This is a genomic window from Paenibacillus sp. JT31N17 (assembly GCF_056269255.1).
Map to the genome: position 1 here is coordinate 293,080 of NZ_JBWDNP010000006.1, position 17,520 is coordinate 310,599.

12 protein-coding genes are annotated in these 17,520 nt (G+C 50.4%); 3 read left to right on the forward strand and 9 right to left on the reverse strand.

Features of this window, described 5'->3' with window-relative positions; translation table 11 throughout:
- Positions 1-89: 89 nt before the first annotated feature.
- The 4 genes from AC0YOB_RS20970 to AC0YOB_RS20985 form a co-directional block, all read right to left on the reverse strand.
- Positions 90-2,075: a beta-galactosidase gene (locus tag AC0YOB_RS20970; RefSeq protein WP_475794413.1), complete on the reverse strand. Its 1,986-nt coding sequence runs from the start codon at positions 2,073-2,075 to the stop codon at positions 90-92.
- Positions 2,076-2,115: 40 nt separating this feature from the next.
- Entirely contained in the window at positions 2,116-3,024 is a 909-nt protein-coding gene (locus AC0YOB_RS20975) for a carbohydrate ABC transporter permease (protein WP_475772246.1), read from the reverse strand.
- An 18-nt stretch (positions 3,025-3,042) separates the two neighbouring features.
- A complete protein-coding gene (locus AC0YOB_RS20980; protein ID WP_475794414.1) occupies positions 3,043-3,960 on the reverse strand; it encodes an ABC transporter permease in 918 nt (305 codons plus the stop codon).
- Positions 3,961-4,035: 75 nt separating this feature from the next.
- Positions 4,036-5,721 carry a type 2 periplasmic-binding domain-containing protein gene (locus AC0YOB_RS20985; protein WP_475794415.1) on the reverse strand — a complete coding sequence of 562 codons (1,686 nt, stop codon included), beginning with the start codon at positions 5,719-5,721 and terminating at the stop codon, positions 4,036-4,038.
- Between the two features lie 398 nt (positions 5,722-6,119).
- On the opposite strand from AC0YOB_RS20985, the gene AC0YOB_RS20990 reads away from it, so the two are divergent.
- On the forward strand, positions 6,120-6,935 hold the full coding sequence (locus AC0YOB_RS20990; protein WP_475794416.1) for an AraC family transcriptional regulator: 816 nt from the start codon (positions 6,120-6,122) through the stop codon (positions 6,933-6,935).
- A 2-nt stretch (positions 6,936-6,937) separates the two neighbouring features.
- Here AC0YOB_RS20990 and AC0YOB_RS20995 read toward each other — a convergent pair whose 3' ends face one another.
- From AC0YOB_RS20995 to AC0YOB_RS21015, 5 genes are read right to left on the reverse strand one after another with little or no spacing between them, the layout of a single operon-like run.
- Complete coding sequence (locus AC0YOB_RS20995; RefSeq protein ID WP_475794417.1) at positions 6,938-8,515, reverse strand: response regulator; 1,578 nt, start codon at positions 8,513-8,515, stop codon at positions 6,938-6,940.
- Positions 8,493-10,247: a sensor histidine kinase gene (locus AC0YOB_RS21000; protein ID WP_475794418.1), complete on the reverse strand. Its 1,755-nt coding sequence runs from the start codon at positions 10,245-10,247 to the stop codon at positions 8,493-8,495. Before AC0YOB_RS21000 ends, AC0YOB_RS20995 begins: the two co-directional genes overlap by 23 nt.
- A gap of 29 nt (positions 10,248-10,276) precedes the next feature.
- Positions 10,277-11,146: a carbohydrate ABC transporter permease gene (locus tag AC0YOB_RS21005; protein ID WP_475794419.1), complete on the reverse strand. Its 870-nt coding sequence runs from the start codon at positions 11,144-11,146 to the stop codon at positions 10,277-10,279.
- Between the two features lie 19 nt (positions 11,147-11,165).
- The gene (locus tag AC0YOB_RS21010) at positions 11,166-12,077 is read right to left on the reverse strand and encodes an ABC transporter permease (protein WP_475794420.1); all 912 of its coding nucleotides are present in this window, start codon (positions 12,075-12,077) and stop codon (positions 11,166-11,168) included.
- Between the two features lie 7 nt (positions 12,078-12,084).
- Positions 12,085-13,719 carry an extracellular solute-binding protein gene (locus AC0YOB_RS21015; RefSeq protein WP_475794421.1) on the reverse strand — a complete coding sequence of 545 codons (1,635 nt, stop codon included), beginning with the start codon at positions 13,717-13,719 and terminating at the stop codon, positions 12,085-12,087.
- Between the two features lie 210 nt (positions 13,720-13,929).
- Between AC0YOB_RS21015 and AC0YOB_RS21020 the strand changes: the two genes are divergently transcribed.
- Complete coding sequence (locus tag AC0YOB_RS21020) at positions 13,930-15,975, forward strand: beta-galactosidase (protein ID WP_475794422.1); 2,046 nt, start codon at positions 13,930-13,932, stop codon at positions 15,973-15,975.
- Positions 15,972-17,405: an alpha-L-fucosidase gene (locus tag AC0YOB_RS21025; RefSeq protein WP_475794423.1), complete on the forward strand. Its 1,434-nt coding sequence runs from the start codon at positions 15,972-15,974 to the stop codon at positions 17,403-17,405. The genes AC0YOB_RS21020 and AC0YOB_RS21025 overlap by 4 nt, the downstream gene beginning before the upstream one ends.
- Positions 17,406-17,520 lie beyond the last annotated feature (115 nt).

Sequence of the window (17,520 nt, forward strand, 5' to 3'; positions counted from 1 at the left end):
TTGCCGATTTTTCACTAATCGAGCATTGTTATCAAGTGTAATATACCTGCTTTTGAGACTGCCCTTTTGCCTGTTCGGATGAATTTGTTCTATTGCGGCAAAGACACGATTTCGACGCCATAAGGTTCCATATCCAGAGATGGTCCGACCGTCGCTTCCGCAAGCAATCCATAATATCGGCCTCCTAGAGGCACTGTCTTCCGCTGGCGGCTCAGATTGGTTATGAACAGATAACGTGAGCGGTCTTTCTCGCGTATTGATATCTGCACTCCATCAGGCAATCCCTCAAAGCGGCTGAACCCCGCCTTCTCCGCCGCGTCGATGAACATTTCCACGTAGAAGCTCTCTTCGGCCACCGTTCCCAAGTAGATCATCTGTCCTTGCCCCAGCTTATGGCAAGTGGCTGCAGGCTTGCCGGCATAGAAGTCGTCCTCGTACCAGGCAAATGGCTCTGCCCCTTCTGGCGTTAAAATATCGCACCATTGGCTGCAAGTATACGTATGGCCTCGCTTGGTGCGGATGGTATGCGAATCAAGGCCTACAGGGTCGTATTCGGAGACGCGCACCCCTGCCGCATCGGCAAGAGGACCGGGAAGCGGCTTCAGCCAGCATACATTATTTTCGTTTTTGACACCTGTTCGAGGGGTCACGATCAGCGTGGCGCCGTTCCGGACACAAGCTTCAAGATGCTGCGCCACGGCTTCGTCCAGCATATATACCGACGGGGCGACGATGAGCCGATACCCGCTCAAGTCATCGGCAACATTCAATACATCCGACATGATCCCGGCTTTGGTCAGCGCCCGATGATAGAGCTTGAGGTTGTCAAAGTAGTCCATGCCCTCCGCTTGAGGCTGCATCTGGAAAGCGTTATAAATGTCATGCGAGTGAAGCATCACTGCCTCGCTGCGCACCTCGGTGTCCTGAATGAGCGCAGATAACCGATTCACTTCTCTACACAGCCGTGTATACTCTTCAAATCGTCTGCCGGGAACATTGCCGTGATCGATCAGGCCATGCCAGAACTGCTCGGCGCCGATCGTCGCGCTCCGCCACCGGAAGTGGACGACTGTATCTGCTCCTCTGGCGATGCATTGCCATGCAAATGCGCGGATGAACCCTGGTTGAGGCGTTCGCCACATCGGGAACCAGCAGCCCGGTGGACCGCTGATCGTTTCCATAATCCAGAACCCCCGCCGCTTGATGCCTCTTGCCAGATCCAGCGTCAGCGCGCCTCCATAACCGCTTGTGTCCGCTTTTCCGGGACTGGTGCCAGGATAATAATCGAGCGAAGCAAAGTCCAGGGGCTCGCAGAGCTTATAGTAATCCAGAGCCATCGGGTAGCTCCAAATATTATGTGTCACGAATTGGTCAGGGCATCGCTGACTCAGCAAGTCCAGCTGAAGTTGCTGAAACGACACCACAGACTCCGTCTCGAACCTCTTCCAGTCCAGCAGAAAGGAAGGATTCTGAAAAGCAGCGCTTCCCTGCGGCGGCGAAACCTGACGCCAGTCGCTGTATTCGCCGCTCCAGACAACGGTCCCCCACGATTCATTCAACTTGGTCAAAGAAGAATCGTACTTGCCGCATAACCAATCTCTGAACTTTTCCGCACAATGTTCGCAGCGGCATTCGTTCAGACTGAATTCGTTATCGATCTGCCAACCGATCACTGCGGGATGCTTGGCATATCTGTCGGCGAGCCTCTCGACAATTCGCGCCGACAGCCTCCGCATTGAAGGGCTGTTGTAGCAACGATGTCCTCGCACGCCAGGATAGCGTGGATGCTGCTGGGCGCCGACTGGCAGCGCGTCGGGATAACGATGCGTCAGCCAGTTCGGGGGCGTGCACGTCGGAGTGCCCAATACGACCTGTATGCCCCGACGATGAAACACCTCGATTGCGTCGTCGAGCCATTCTAAGTTATATTCCTCTTCTTGCGGTTCCAGACGAGACCAGGCGAATTCAGCCAGACGTACGATTCCAACACCAGTCCGACGCATCATCTCCGCGTCCTCGTCCCACATGGCTCGATCCCAATGCTCCGGATAATATGCAACACCCATTCTTGTCATAATATCAAGTTACCTCCGTCTAGCCTTGTTTATGATCGCTCTATTCCTTTACGGATCCTACCATAACGCCTTTGACAAAATACTTCTGCACAAATGGATAGATAAGTAAGATCGGAATCGTCGTGATTACAATCAGTGAATATTTCAACAAGGTCTCCATATTCTGCATTAGTGTCAGCCTCTGGGTATCCAATGTCGACGACATGCTCGTATAATCGATTTTATTCTCTACCAGAATCTGGCGCAGCACGAGCTGCAACGGGTACAGAGACTGGGAGTTCAAAAATATAAGGGCATTAAAGTACGAGTTCCACAGTCCGACCGCGGACCACAGAATTAAAACGGCGAGGATTGGCTTGGACAACGGCAGCGCAATGCGCGTTAAAAACCGGAAATCGCCGCAACCGTCCAGCTGCGCTGCTTCGTAAAGCTCCTTGGGCAATGAGGTCTGGAAGAAGGTCTTGGCGATAATAATGGAAAAGATATTTAGCGCCGACGGTACGATGATCGCCCAGGGCGTATTCAGCATGCCCAACTGCTTGACGACAAGATAAAAAGGAATAAGTCCCCCATTAAACAGCATGGCAAACAGAATAGCCCAAATCCAGACGCTGCGTCCGAACATCTCTTTCCTCGACAAAGGATATGCCATCATAACCGTGAGAGAGACGCTTAGCAAGGTGCCGCCCACGGTATAAAGAAGTGAATTGGCAAATCCGGTCCATACCGCGCTGTACTTAAAGACGCCGATATAACCGTCCAGCGTGGGATCGACTGGCCACAGCCACACCTTGCCGCTCTGTACGGCTGCTCCCGAACTGAATGAAGAACTGACAATAAAGAGCAGTGGATAAAGCACCATAACGAGAACCAGAGTCAAGCCTGTATATACGAAAAACAAAAAAATGCGGTCCGCCCCAGACTCTCGGATCGTGGTTGTGTGACGCATAGAATATATCCTCCTAACCTAGAACAGACTGCTGTCCGAAACTTTTCGGGCGCTATAGTTGACGGCTGTAATCAAGATCAAGCCTATGACTGAGTTAAAGAGACCTATTGCAGCGGCAAAGCTGAAGTCGGCATTAACCAGACCGACCTTATAAACATAAGTAGATATAACCTCCGAGGAGCTCAAGTTCAGATTGTTCTGGAGAAGATATACCTTCTCAAAGCCGACGCTGAGCAGCCCGCCGACGCTCAGGATCATCAGGATAATAATTGTCGAGCTGATGCCAGGCAGGTCGATATACCGGATTTTCTGCAACCGGGAGGCGCCATCGATCTTGGCGGCCTCGTACAGCTCAGGGTTTACTCCAGCCAGAGCCGCGAGATAGATAATGGCTCCGTATCCAGTCTCTTGCCAGATACCCGACCAGACATAGATGGAGGAGAAACTATCCGCGCTAGCCAGCACGTTGGGAGGATTGTTTTTGCCGAACAGTTGGGAGATAAGGGCAAGAGGTCCGCTTGTCGGCGAAAGCATGATTTGAATCATGCCGACCAGAATGACCGTCGAGATAAAATAAGGCGCATAAGTAAACATCTGTACCGCCTTTTTGAACCGGCCGTTTTTGACCTCGTTCAAAGCGAGTGCCAGGATAATTGCACATGGAATGGAAACGGCAAGATAATAGATGCTTATGGTTAGCGTGTTTTTAAGCAACGGCCCAAAATACGGGGAGGATAGAAACAGCTCAAATTGCTGAAAACCGACCCAGGGGCTTCCCCAAATGCCCAGCACCGGGCTGAAATTGCGGAACGCAATCTGCACCCCCAGCATCGGCCAAAAACTGAATATGATCAGAAAAGCAGTAGGCATCGCGATGATGGCGTACAACGGCCAGTGCTGAACGATTCTTTTATTTATCCCATGACTTTGTTTCATGTTTATCATTCCTCGCTTAAAGAAGTTGCATCATCCTCTCCAGGAAGCCTAGAGGGGATGATGCCGTTGCGACTCCTATTCCAACGATTCTAGACTCTTGATGACAGCATCGTCACGCTGGAAGCTGCTCGTATCGAACGGGCTGACCATGGCGGATTGGGTGATGCTCAGATATTCATCCAATCCCAGATTCTGAACGCCGGAGACGTAAGCGTCCCAGTCTTTGCTTAGTGACTTGTTGCCGACGATGAATTCAGCAGTCCATTGCTTCACGTAATTGTTGATGTTAGTCTTTAGCAGCGAAAATTGCTGCGACTTCACGGGATCGATCCATATAGAGGCTGGCACCACTTCTCCGGGTTGCTTGCCTTTATAGTCTTTCTCCGTGTAGTAGTGAAGCAGCGCTTCCGAGCCCGATCCATCAGGCGTAAAAGGCGCTTTAGCGACGATACTATTTCGCCATTCTTCGGATTGATAGATTGGTCCCAACTGGTTCCAGCCCCAGGTAAATGGAGAAGGCGGCTGAATATCGATCGCGAACTTTGCCGACGTGCCCACCAGGCCCTTGTCGCCATCCTTGGCTTTGAACCAGTACTTGCCTTCCGGTCCGTAATCGGTAATCGTCGTGCCTTCCGTAGTCCAGATGAAATCAAGCAATTTCATGATGGCGATTTTCTCTTCGTCAGAAGCTTTATTCGTAATCGCGAATACGGCGCCGCTTACTCCGTTACCACTGAAAGCTGCATATTGCACGCCATCCGGACCTTTAAGCGGAGGAACCGTTACCCAGTTAATAACGTCGTTCATGTTCTCCGAGCCGACGACGCAGTTCATACAGCCCCAGGGCACAACTCCAACCTCATGGTTGATGGCTTGCTTGTTAAGCACATCATTGGTCTGTGTGAATGCCGCGTTACTGATCAACCCTTTGGCATACAGCCGGTTAATATACTCGAGTCCCTTCTTCCATCCGTCCTGAATCGCGGCTAACTCTACTTGGCCGTTGTTGATCTGCAGATGATTACCGCCATCGTTGTACACAAAGGCATTCATAAGGAATGTAGTCGGGTCAGAGTTCCAGCCATCCGTCGAGCCGGTTAACGGCAGGATACCGTTCTGCTTAAACACCTCTAGCATATGCTCGAATTCCTCGGTTGTGGTCGGTATGCTCAAGCCATACTTTTCAAGAAAGGGTTTATAGACCCAGAGCTTGCTGGAATAATAACAGTGAAGGCAATAGTTGTAGAATGGCAGGCCGTAGATGTTGCCGTCCGGAGTAAACAACCCTTGCTTCAGCGCAGGCGTATTCTGAATGGCGTTCCAGACGTTCGGCGCGTGCTCCTGAAGAAGATCGTTCAATGGTACAAAGACGCCTTGTTGTCCGTATTTCAACAGGTCTTCATTGCTGAAGCTCCCCGCCCAGAAGATGGATGGATAATCTCCGCTTGCAAGAAGCAGCGGCTGCTTGGTGGCTACATCCGTATTGGGCACGGTAGACCACTGGATATCCATATTGAAGTTTTTTTCTGCATATTCCGTAAACCAGTTCGTATCCAGATTGCCGTTAAAGCTGGATGTACCCGCGAATAAATTCACTTTTACGGGCTTGCTGCCGGCAGACGAATTGTTAGTGTTCGAGGCGGAATCACCCGTTGTGGCAGCGTTCTCATTATTGCTGTTGTTGCTTTGCGAGCACGCGGCTAGCAATACGATAATCAGAATGACGGTCATCATCGTCGCAATCTTCCGTTTAACGTTCATTGTTGAAGCCCCCTGTATCATTTCAAGTTTGATTATGCTGTAACCCCTTGCTGTGCCAAGCTTTGAAGGCCCCGCACCACCTCCTTTTTTTGAATATTCTGTAAATATTTCATATAAAATAATTCCACTCTATATGATGACGATTCCTTTTCATCCTTTGAAAAGGAAAGCTCCCGCCAATAATAATGTGAGTGCTTTCAAAATGTTACGCATCCATAAAATTCTGGAAAAAATTCAAGGGGATATTCAAGTCATTACTTGAAAAACAATCATTATTTCTGGGAATTCCAAATTAATAAGCTACGTTAATTATAATGGATGGTCACACAAAGTAAAATCAGATATAATTAAAGAGGCATATAAAAAAATGAAAGTAGTGATTGACTATGAAACACTACATGAAGCAAATGCTAGTCACACCTTTAGACCGGGCATTGCCGATCTATATCGAGCTTATGGGCTGGAACGAATGGCAGGAGGAATTCGACAGGCCCGAAGGATATCACTGCTACCACTGGCTGCATACCACCAGCGGAGAAGGGCAATTCGAATGCTCCGGGTCGACGGTGACATTAGCCGCGAATCAGGGCATTCTGCTCCCGCCTCAAGTTCCTCATCGTTATGTCACGTTATCTCATCCCTGGTCGACCTGGTACGTTACGTTCAACGGCAATCTCGCGCCAACGATTGTATCTTCGCTAAGCCTCGCCACCTCTACAGTGATTACCTGGGAGCCCGGATCAAGGCTGGCCAAGCTTCACAGGAGAAGCCGCAATCTGGCGTTAGGCCATTTCGATTTCAAAGGTATGGACGGCTCTGCCTTCCTTTATCGATTCCTTATGGATTTGAAACGCTATGGGCAAGTGGACAAGCAGCGCTCCTATTCCCAGCATTCGCTCCGCCTGATGCCCTTGTTTCAATTCATGGAAGAAAACTTCCACAACCCGTCGATCGGCCTCGGCGATCTCTCCAGTTACGCTTGCCTCAGCTCGCAGCGGCTCAACTACCTGTTCCGGATCACAACCGGGATGAGTCCCTATCAATACCTGATAAATCTGCGCATTCAGAAAGCGAAAGAATATCTGATCAAGGACAAAACGATTACCATTAAATCAATCTCATCCTTGGTGGGCTTTCTGGATGCCAGCCACTTCGTGTCCACTTTCCGAAATTTCGAGAACATGACTCCGCAGCGATTCCGGGAGCAGAACTAGGATCAATCCCTGAATTCCTGTGGCGTTACGCCAAAGCGCTCTTTGAAAACCTTGATAAAATACGTCGGATTCTTGTAGCCCAGACGCGAAGCAATTTCATAAATCTTGTATCTGCTCTCCTTCAATAAAACAACTGCATGATCCATTCGCAAGCGCAGCAAGTAGTCGGATATCGTCTCCCCTGTCTCCCTCTTGAATACTTTCGAAACATGAGTAGGGTGCATATACACATAATCCGCGATAGCTTGCAGTGACACGTCTTCCGATAGATGCTCCTGTAAAAACTGATGAATCTGCGCAACCAGCGAGTGGCGAGTAGCCGACATCTCCGAATTCAACTCATTCTGCAGCCGCTCCAGAATGTCCGCAGCCCAATAGGTCAGCTCTTCGATGGTCTTCATTTCCGTCGTTCCGCGCAGGCGATAATCGGCCAGAAGCTTGCCGTTTTTGTGCACAAAGTACGAGAAGGCGGACTTCAGGGAGTAATAAATCTCGGACAAATGTTCGTTGGAGCCGTTATATTTGGATTTCCATTCCTTCACAATCTCATCCAGTTTCTCCTTCGCTCCCGCCCAGTTGCCCGCTTCCAGCAAATGTGGAAATAAAGGGGGCGAGTAGAGGGAGCCAACCACATGGGATGCCGGTCTCCTGTGTTCGCCGCCAAGTCGTACGACCAAATCATGCTCATGTCCAACTTGCGAGCGCATCGTGGCGATGCAGCGTTGATAAAGTTCTTCCAATCCTCCCGCAAGCGTTTCGATTGGCGACAGCACCACTGAAATTGCAAGATGCAGCAGTTGGTTGACTACCCGTCTCATCTCATCTGCCAATTGTTCGATGCATTGATCGGTCATATCCCCGGTATTGCGCCTGATGACAAATACCAGATTACCGTACAGATCTTCGCTGCTCCAGCTTTTGCCGGTTCCGGACAGCAGCTCCTCCACAATATTCGCGACGGCAAACCCCAGTACAGGCATATCCGACGGTTGATATCGCAAATACACATCATGAATTCGGATGAGTATTAGAGATACGACATCATCGGAGCGGATCGGAATATCGTACAACTGCAATTGCTCCTCCAATTTGGCCTTAGGAATCGTCTGACCCCGTATAAGATTATTAAGCAGATTGGCGCGAAGCACAGGAAGATTGCGATGCACCATGGCTTGCGAATGGATAAAAGCCCTTACTTGCTCCTGCTCATCCCTTCTGGCATCAGCCGCTTCATTTACTGCGGCGAGCAGCTCCGAGTCCTTGACCGGCTTGAGCAAATAATGAGACGCCTTATGCTTCAGCCCTTGCTGGGCGTATTCAAACTCCGCATGACCGGTCAAAAGCATACAGGATATATGCGGCCACTGGCTTTTGATCGTCTTGATCAGTTCAAGGCCGGTTATACCAGGCATGCGAACATCGGTAATCACAATGTCTACTGTCTCCGTCTGTATAATATCCAATGCCTGTTTGCCGGAGTACGCCGCAAAACATGCTGTGATTCCAGCCTCCTGCCACGGTATGCTCGCGATCATGCTATCCACCAGATGCTCCTCATCATCTACGATCAGCAGCTTCATTGTCACTTGCCTCCAATCTCCAATGCAGCTCGACTCGAAGTCCTCCGGCAGCGTTGCACGATAGCCTCAAGCCAGAATCTGCTCCGTAACGAAGCTGCAGCCGCCGATGGACATTTCGCAAGCCGCAGCTCCCCGTGCGATCCTTAGGATTGCCGCTCAACAGGCGCTGAAGCTCCAGGACCTTCACGGACGTCATCGCTCCGCCATTGTCCTCCACGATCAGTACACACAGGCTTCCAGTGAGGTTGCCCGTTATTGCTATTACACCGTCGTCTTCCATACTCTCTATACCATGAATCAGCGCATTCTCAATGATCGGCTGCAGTATCAATCGAGGCACTTTGACCTCCATCAACCCCGGCATCACCCCGATCGAATATCGAATTCGCTTCATCCGCATCCGGTGAATGCTCAAGTAGTCGTCGGCGTTCTTCAACTCCTCGGACAGCTTGACGAGTTGATACTCGACACGAGTAGTGTAACGATAGTAGTCGGAGAGATGGTAGGCCATGTTAATCACGGCATCTTTGTTGCCGAGCTTGGTCATGCTGACCACATAGGTCAAGCTGTTGTAGAGAAAATGCGGATTAATCTGTGATTGCAGTTGCTTAAGCTCGGCTTCGCGCGCATGCAGCTTCTGCTCCAGCACATTCTCAATCAATTGTTGAATCTGCTCCGTCATTTCATTGAACCTGGAAATCACCAACCTAAATTCATTGTTAGCCTGCAGCGGAATCCTTGATTTGTATTGACCCATTTTGATCTGCTGCACCCCTTTTACAAGCGCCCCCAAAGGTACCTGCACATTACGGTAAAGCAGCCAGGAGACGACGATACCGACAATTAGAAGCAGCCCCAGGACAAGATAGCTGAACTGATTGGCAATCCGCAGAGGTGTAAGGATCTCGTCGAGCGGCACAATATGGACCACATAACCGTCAAGCGCCTGAACGTCGGAATAGGTTAGCAGATACGAGATGCCGTCGAGCTTCAGCGTCATGTCTCCTTCGCTTACAAGCGGAGTACGCTGCAATGCCGATAGCCCTTGTTCAAGGAGAACCGGCGGCATCGAACTGGCAGACAGATAAGCTTCCCGGGACCTGTAGAACAAAACCTCTCCGTTACCCTGCGCTTTGAATTCATCCAGCATACGAATCACGTTGCTCATGTCGAAGCCGATCTCGATGATGGCATTCGCGTTAGCGATGCCTCCTTTGTACTGTTCGAAGGTTAGATGAATCACCTTGCCAAGCTCGCCGACGCCGCTATGATTCCAGATAAAATTCCAATTCTCCTCGCTTAACTCCTGAAGCCGCTCCGGATTGAACATTGTCCCGTGCATGGTGGACAAGGATTGACCCGACTGCGGGGAATATACGGTAATGTCATTGATCCAGTTCGTAGAGGTGGCCTGAAGATACAGCTTGTCTAGAATAATCTTCTTCTTCCTGATCTGCTCGTAATGGTTGGGGTAAAGGAGAGACAAATCTTGAAATTCAACCACATTCGGATCCCGCAGCAGCATGTGCGAAAAAGTTTCCATCTGCATGATAATATAATTCATCTGCGTGCCTAGTGTGGACAGCCGGCTAATGTTCGACTGTTTCAGTTGGCCGGTGATGACGTCTTCATTGACCCGGCTGGAGTATACCGAAAGGACCAGAACCGGCAGCAAGAGCAAGACAAGCGAGCCGATCAATTTGGAAAAGAGACTGTGTTCCTTGTTGCTCATCTGCCACGACTCCCAAGTTTCTTCCGATTTTATTCTTTGACCGCTCCCATCGCCAAGCCTTGCACGAAAAACCTCTGAAGGAATGGATACACGATCAAAATCGGCAAGGCGCCGATCAGAATCTGTGCCGATCGAACCGTTCGCTCCGACAAAATCTGAAGCTGACCCGGATCAATATTGGTATTTCGCATGTCCCCGCTCTGAATGATGGTCTGAAGGAAGGTGGCCAGCGGGTACTTCCGATAATCCGTCATGTAGATCAAACCGTCAAACCACGAATTCCAGTGCGAAACCATCGCGAACAGAGACAGCGTGGCCAGGGAAGGAAGCGACAGCGGAAGATAGATGGAAACCAGTGACCGCATATATCCCGCTCCGTCAATATGCGCCGCCTCATCAAGCTCTTTGGGAATAGCCCGAAAAAACTGCATCATCAGAATCGTATTAAACACATTGACGGCGGAAGGCAAGATGAGCGCCCAGAGGGTATTGGTCAATTGGAGCTGGGTAACGACAAGATAGGTGGGAATCAATCCGCCGTTAAACAGCATGGTAAATACGAAGAACCAGGCATAAAAGGATCTTCCGGCAAAAGACCGCGACAGCGTATATGCTGACATTACAGTCAATAACATGGAAAATAACGTGCCGACAGCCGTCCTTTCCACCGAAAAGAACAAGGAACGCAGAAAAGAAGGATTCGTCAGCGTTCTCAGGTAAGCCTCGGCCGTAAAATCGACCGGCCAGAAGTAGACCCGGTTGGCAGTAGCCGCAGATCTGGAGCTAAGGGATACTGCTGCCACATGAATTAGCGGCAATATACATAGAATGGCCAATACTGCCAAAAAAATGGTGTTGCCCGCCGTAAACCAACGGTATGCGATCGTCTTTTGATGCATCAGCTATCACCTGCCTATGTCAAAAAATCCTATAATTGCCAAACCGGTAGGCAAGTCGGTATGCAGCAACAATAAGTACGAAGCTAACAACCGATTTGAATAAACCGACAGCGGTCGCGAAGCTGAAGGACCCGTTCATAAGGCCTACCCTGTACACAAAGGTATCGATAATATCTCCTTGCTTGTAGACCAATGGATTGTACAGATTGAAAATTTGATCGAAACCTGCATTGAGGATGTTGCCCAAAGCCAGCGTGCCCACTACCAGGATCACAGGCACCATCGCAGGCAGCGTGACATGAAGCGTCTGCTTGAAACGTCCAGCGCCATCCATCTCCGCCGCTTCGTACAACGACATGTTGATGCCGCTCATCGCCGCGAGATAGATGATGGCAGAGAAACCGAATTCCTTCCATACGTCGCTTATGATGACCGTCAGCCTGAACCATGTGCCGTCTCCAAGAAAGAACACGGGCTTGGCTCCCAAAAATGAAATCAACTGATTGATAATGCCTTTATTGCCCAGAATGTCCGTCAATATGCCGCCGAGAATAACCCAGGACAGAAAATGAGGCAGGTAAACCAGCGTTTGAACAAATCGTTTGAATACAATCTTGCGAACTTCATTAAGCAGCAATGCAAAAACGATCGGCACCACGATATTTGCGACAATCTTAAGAGCAGCGATAATCAAGGTGTTATAGATCACTTGCAGGCTGTCGGGATACGTAAACATGTATTGAAAATGCTCAAAACCTACCCATGCCGACTTCAGCAAGCCCAAACGAGGCTTATAGTCTTGAAACGCCATGACCAGTCCGGCCATTGGAGCATAATTGAAAATCAGCAAGCAAATTACCGATGGCAATATGATCAAATGAAGAGGGAGGTGGCGAAACAACCCCCTCCTGCTCTTCCTTCCCTCCGTCATTCAAGCCTCACTCCTTCGCATTCACCGCTTGATACCATTCGTTAACTTCATTCGTGATATCGTCTCCGCCGGAAGACTTCCACTTCTCCACAAACGCATCGAATGCATCCGGCGATTTTTGACCATATATAACTTCCATGAATGCTTCATTTTCCATTCTGCGCAGCAACTCGCCTTTCTGAACCATTGTTGCCGTTGGCGGGCCGGTATATCGGTCAAATACAGCCGCATCGTCGAGATACGTTTCCAGAACGGCAGCCGCCTCCGCCCATTTTTTCGGTCTTGCCGAGAAATACTTCTCATAAGGCGTCTCCGGCGTCTCGCCACGCCCCAGTCTAGCCATAACCTCAAGCTCTTTTTTCGGCGTTTGAATATCGTTGCCATAGATCGAATACTTCTTGACGTCGATCCAGCCCCCAGGAATCTTGTCCTGGTCGTACACCGGCTCGCCGTCGACCAATACATAATCGTAACCTTCCGCCCAGCCATTGGCAAATTCGGAATCGGGATCATAGAACCCGGGACCCATGATGGCATCCAAATAATCGAAGAACGCATCCATATGCTTAAAGTCCTTGTTGAAATAGAATCGGATAGACGATTGCGGCTCGCTGCCGAAGCCCACCTTGCCATCGACTCCGGCTGGAACCGGGATCGGCCGATAATCAAAGTCCATATCCTGATTGAACGGATACGTCGACATCCATGTCGGACCGAATACCATGCCCGATTTGCCCTGAACAAAGCTTTCCGCAGCTTTGGCTTCATCCATAATACCCGCGTCCTTATCCAGATAGCCCTTGCTCATCCATTCGCTCATTTTAACCAGCCCTTCCTTGACCGTCGGCTGAATGGAGCCGTATTGCAGCGTTCCGTCGGCCGCCTCTGTCCAGTACGTAGGTATGGCCGCCTGACCGAAGAGAAAATCGCTGGATACCATATACGTATCCTTGACGGCTGCTACTCCTTTTTTAAGAGAAAGCGACAAACCAATCGTATCTTTTTGTCCGTTGCCGTCAGGATCCTTATTAACAAATGCGTTCATCACCGTCTCCATCTCTTCCAGCGTGGTCGGCGGCTTCAGGCCCAAATGATCCAACCAATCCTGGCGGATCCATAATACACTGAAAGAACTGTTGGCGTTAAAAGTAGGCAAGCCATAATGCCGCCCATCATACGACACCGTGTTCCAGATCTCGGGATACTGCGCATACAGTTCTTTGAGCCGCGGTGAAGCGTATTCTTCAAAGGCCTCGCCGATATCCATAACTTTGCCCGAGTCGACAACCTGATTCTCGAGGGTCGGATTGCTCAGAGTGAAGACATCCGGAAGCTTGTCATTGGAATTGAGCAGGAGACGGAGCCTTGTATCATACGCCTCCCCGGTTCCTACACTCCATTCCACCTTGAAGTTGATGCCGAACTTTTCTTTGGCCCATCGTGTATGAACATTCTCTTCAATACTCTCTCCGTTCTTGAATTTGTTGTCCGATCCAACTACCCGCCCTAGAGAGATGATCGCTTCGCGTGAGGCGTTTTCTTCCTGTTCGGAGTTTGGTTCCTTGCCGCACCCCACGGCCGACAATAGCAATGAGCCAGTTACAATCGCTATTGCCGTTTGCTTTGCAAGTCTTTTCTTCATATCTTGACCTCCTGTTTCTCATACGCTCAGTATATCCTCGTACGGAAGGTTGAATAAATAACAATATCACGAGATTTATATAATTATTTTAGTCTTTGCTAAGTAATTTCATTTTCTTATATATCGATATTCTTTTTTTATATTTCTTATTTCCCTTTCAGCATTTATCATATTTTTAAGTTTTAATATTTTTATATGGCGGTGATCATCATGTTATTTGCAGGCGCTAATTACCATCCCCACGACTGGCCGCGTGAGCGATGGCGTCACGATATTGAGCTGATGCGCAAAGCTTCTTTCAATATAGTGCGATTAGGCCATCTTTGTTGGGACAGCTTCGAACCATCGGAAGGCAATTATACATTCGAATGGTTTGACGAGGTGATGGCGCTATTTGCTGAGACGGACATCAAGGTCGTTCTGGATATTGCGACCCGTCCCGCCCCGACATGGCTACACAAAAAATATCCCGAAATTTCACTTACTGCTCCCAGCGGCTTCCGAATGGAAGCGCAAACGCGATACATGGAGGACATTGGCCATCCTGCCTTCCAGGAATACGCTTATGCTTTTGCCAAACAGCTGGTTTTGCGTTATCGGCATCATCCTGCGCTGTATGCCTTCGGGCTATGCAACGAGCTTGGCTCAGGCTCGCCTTCGTATTCCATCGCAGCCAGGGATCGATTCGAGGCATGGCTGCGGAACAAATACGGCACGGTCGAGCGACTTAATCGGGCCTGGACTTCCCAGCGTTGGTCCAGAAAGTTGAACAGCTTCAACGACGTTGTGTTGCCGATCTCCGGACAAGTGAAAGGCGCTCCGGAGCGCATGCTGGACATGTCTCGTTTTTATTCTGATGAGACACTGGCCTATATGCAAGGATTAAGCAATATTGTAAAGGAATTGGCCCCGCACACAAGGGAAACGACCAATCATTGGTCCGAGAATCCCGGCTATGGCTTCGATTATCTGAAGCAGTATCAAAATATCATCGATTTGCCCGGCATCGGGTTCTATCCGGGCACGAATCCGGAGGACCGGAGTGCCTTGTCTGCGGCCTGCTTTTTCATGGATCATCGGATTGGAGAACTGGACGAGCCGATCTGGTGTTTGGAATTCCAGACCGGCGATTTCGGCGGATACGCATCTCCCCGCAATGCCATGCGAATGTATGCCTACCTGTCGCTGATCCACAGAGCGCAAGCCGTATGCGCCTGGACATGGCGTACGATGCTTGGCGGCGAGGAGCAGTACGTGTTCGGTCTCGTGGATCATGACGGCATTCCTGGCTGGAAGTATGACGAGTTCAAACAAATCGCAGAGGAATTCAAGCAGCTGAAGGACAGAGGGTTCCCGCGAAGGACTAAAGCAGAGATTGCTGTCGCCTATTCCTATGAAAGTCTGAAGGTAACGGCGGGGAATCGAAGCTTCTATAAGACCGACTATACCGAGCAGGTCTTGCAAGCATACAAAGCGCTCGAACTCGCCAATTTGGACTGCAACATCGTCAATCTGCGCGACATTCGAAAAAGCTACAAGCTGCTGATCGTCCCCGGGCATGCGGTGATGGACAGCGAGTCGGCCGAAGCTGTTCGTTCCTTTATTGAGCAAGGCGGCACTGTCATCATGACCGCCTATTCAGCGAAGGTCAACACGCACAATCAGGTGTTCGATACGGCGCAGCCCGGTGGCCTGAGCGATGTGTTCGGTATCCGCAGCGGAGCGTTTGTCAGAACCCGCAGCCATACCCCTGAGGAGAATGCCGGCGGGCTAGAGAAAACGGAGCTGGGACTGGAGCGCGAGAAGCCTATGATCATAATGGACTCCCGGGAACTCCAGCCCGTGATCGACTATTACGAGATCCTGGAGCCTCGTACGGCCGAGACGATGGCGGCCTTCACCAATACATGGGAGTGCTCCCCCGCCGTCACTCGCAATCGCTACGGCAAAGGCGAAGCCATCTACGTCGCACTTCCGGCAAACACGGAGTTTCTGACAATTCTGCTAGACTCCTTATATCCGGCGCTTGGAATTGCCGAGGGGCCTTCAACGCCTTCGGGTGTAGCCGCCCGGCGATTGGACAATGGCGATATCCTGTATGTCAATACAACAGGCAAAGCTCAGACGCTGTCACTGCCTCGTTCCGGATTGGGCCTCTTCTCCTGTCAATCGTTCGAATCCGAACTGACTTTAGACGCCTATGACGCAGAGCTTGTACAATTCCAAAACCAATTAAAAGGAGGAAATGATCGATGAGCGTATCCATTAAAAGCCTTGCCCAGGTTGTCCCTTCCCCGCGCCAGCTGGCATGGCAAGAACTGGAGTTTTATTCTTTTATCCATTTTGGCATCAACACGTTTACGGATAAAGAATGGGGCCTCGGTGACGAAGATCCCTCCATCTTTAATCCAACGGAATTCGACGCCAAGCAATGGGTGGATGTGTGCAAATCCGCCGGCATGAAGGGTCTGATTTTGACCTGCAAGCATCATGACGGCTTCTGTCTATGGCCGAGCGCCTACACGGAGCATTCGATTAAAAACAGTCCATGGCGAGGCGGCAACGGAGACATGGTCAAGGAAGTGGCGGATGCCTGCCGGGAAGGGGGTCTGGCGTTCGGAGTATATTTGTCCCCGTGGGATCGTCATGACATGCGCTACGGCTCTTCTCTCTACAACGACTATTTCAAAGACCAGCTGCGCGAACTATTGACCGGCTACGGCGATATTTTTTGTGTCTGGTTCGATGGCGCATGCGGCGAAGGTCCGAATGGAATGAAACAGGTCTATGATTGGGACGGATATTACGAGGTGATTCGCGAGCTTCAGCCTGGAGCCGTCATCTCCGTATGCGGTCCGGATGTGCGCTGGTGCGGCAATGAAGCCGGACATACGCGAGATTCCGAATGGAGCGTAGTTCCGGAGGAACTGCAGGATTGCGAGAAGATCCAAGAGGCGTCCCAGCACGTCGATGACGGCGAGTTCTCCAGACGGGCGAACTCCCGCGACGAAAACTTGGGCAGCAGAGAAGCAATCCAGGACAAATCGAGCCTGGCATGGTATCCGGCTGAAGTCAACACGTCCATCCGTCCCGGATGGTTCTATCATGCCTCCGAAGACGATCAGGTAAGAAGCCTGGAGAAACTTCTGGATATCTACTACAAATCGGTTGGCGGCAATTCGACGTTCCTGCTGAACCTGCCTCCCGACAAGCGGGGATTGATTCATGAGAACGATGCCCAGCGCATGGCGGAGCTTGGCAGCAGACTCAGGTCGACGTTCAAGGATAATCTCGCTTCCGGAGGAAGTGTCGCTGCCTCGGAATCCCTGGATGGGCAGCACGAAGCCGAGCGTATCCTGGATGGCGACAAACATACGTATTGGTGCCCCAAGGAATTGACGGAGAGAGCCAGCATCGAGATCGAGCTTCAGGAAGAAAGCACCTTTGACACAATCGTGCTTCAGGAGCATATCGCATCTGGTCAAAGGATCGAAAGGCTGTATATCGAGTATTTGGTAGATGGCTCCTGGAACAAGCTGTATGAGTGCACCGTGGTGGGATATAAACGGATCTGCAGCTTCCCTCCGGTGAAGGCGAAGCAGGTTCGCTTAACGATTGCTGAATCCAGATGGTGTCCTACGCTTTCCGCAGTTGAATTGTATCTTAGTCCTCAGAATATCGGATAATGCACGAAACGGGCAGCCAAGGAAATCATCCTTGCGCTGCCCGTTTTTTTTCCGCCCCAAGTTCAACCCTTTACAGAACCGTTCGTTTGCCCGTAAGAGTGTATCGCTGTCCCAG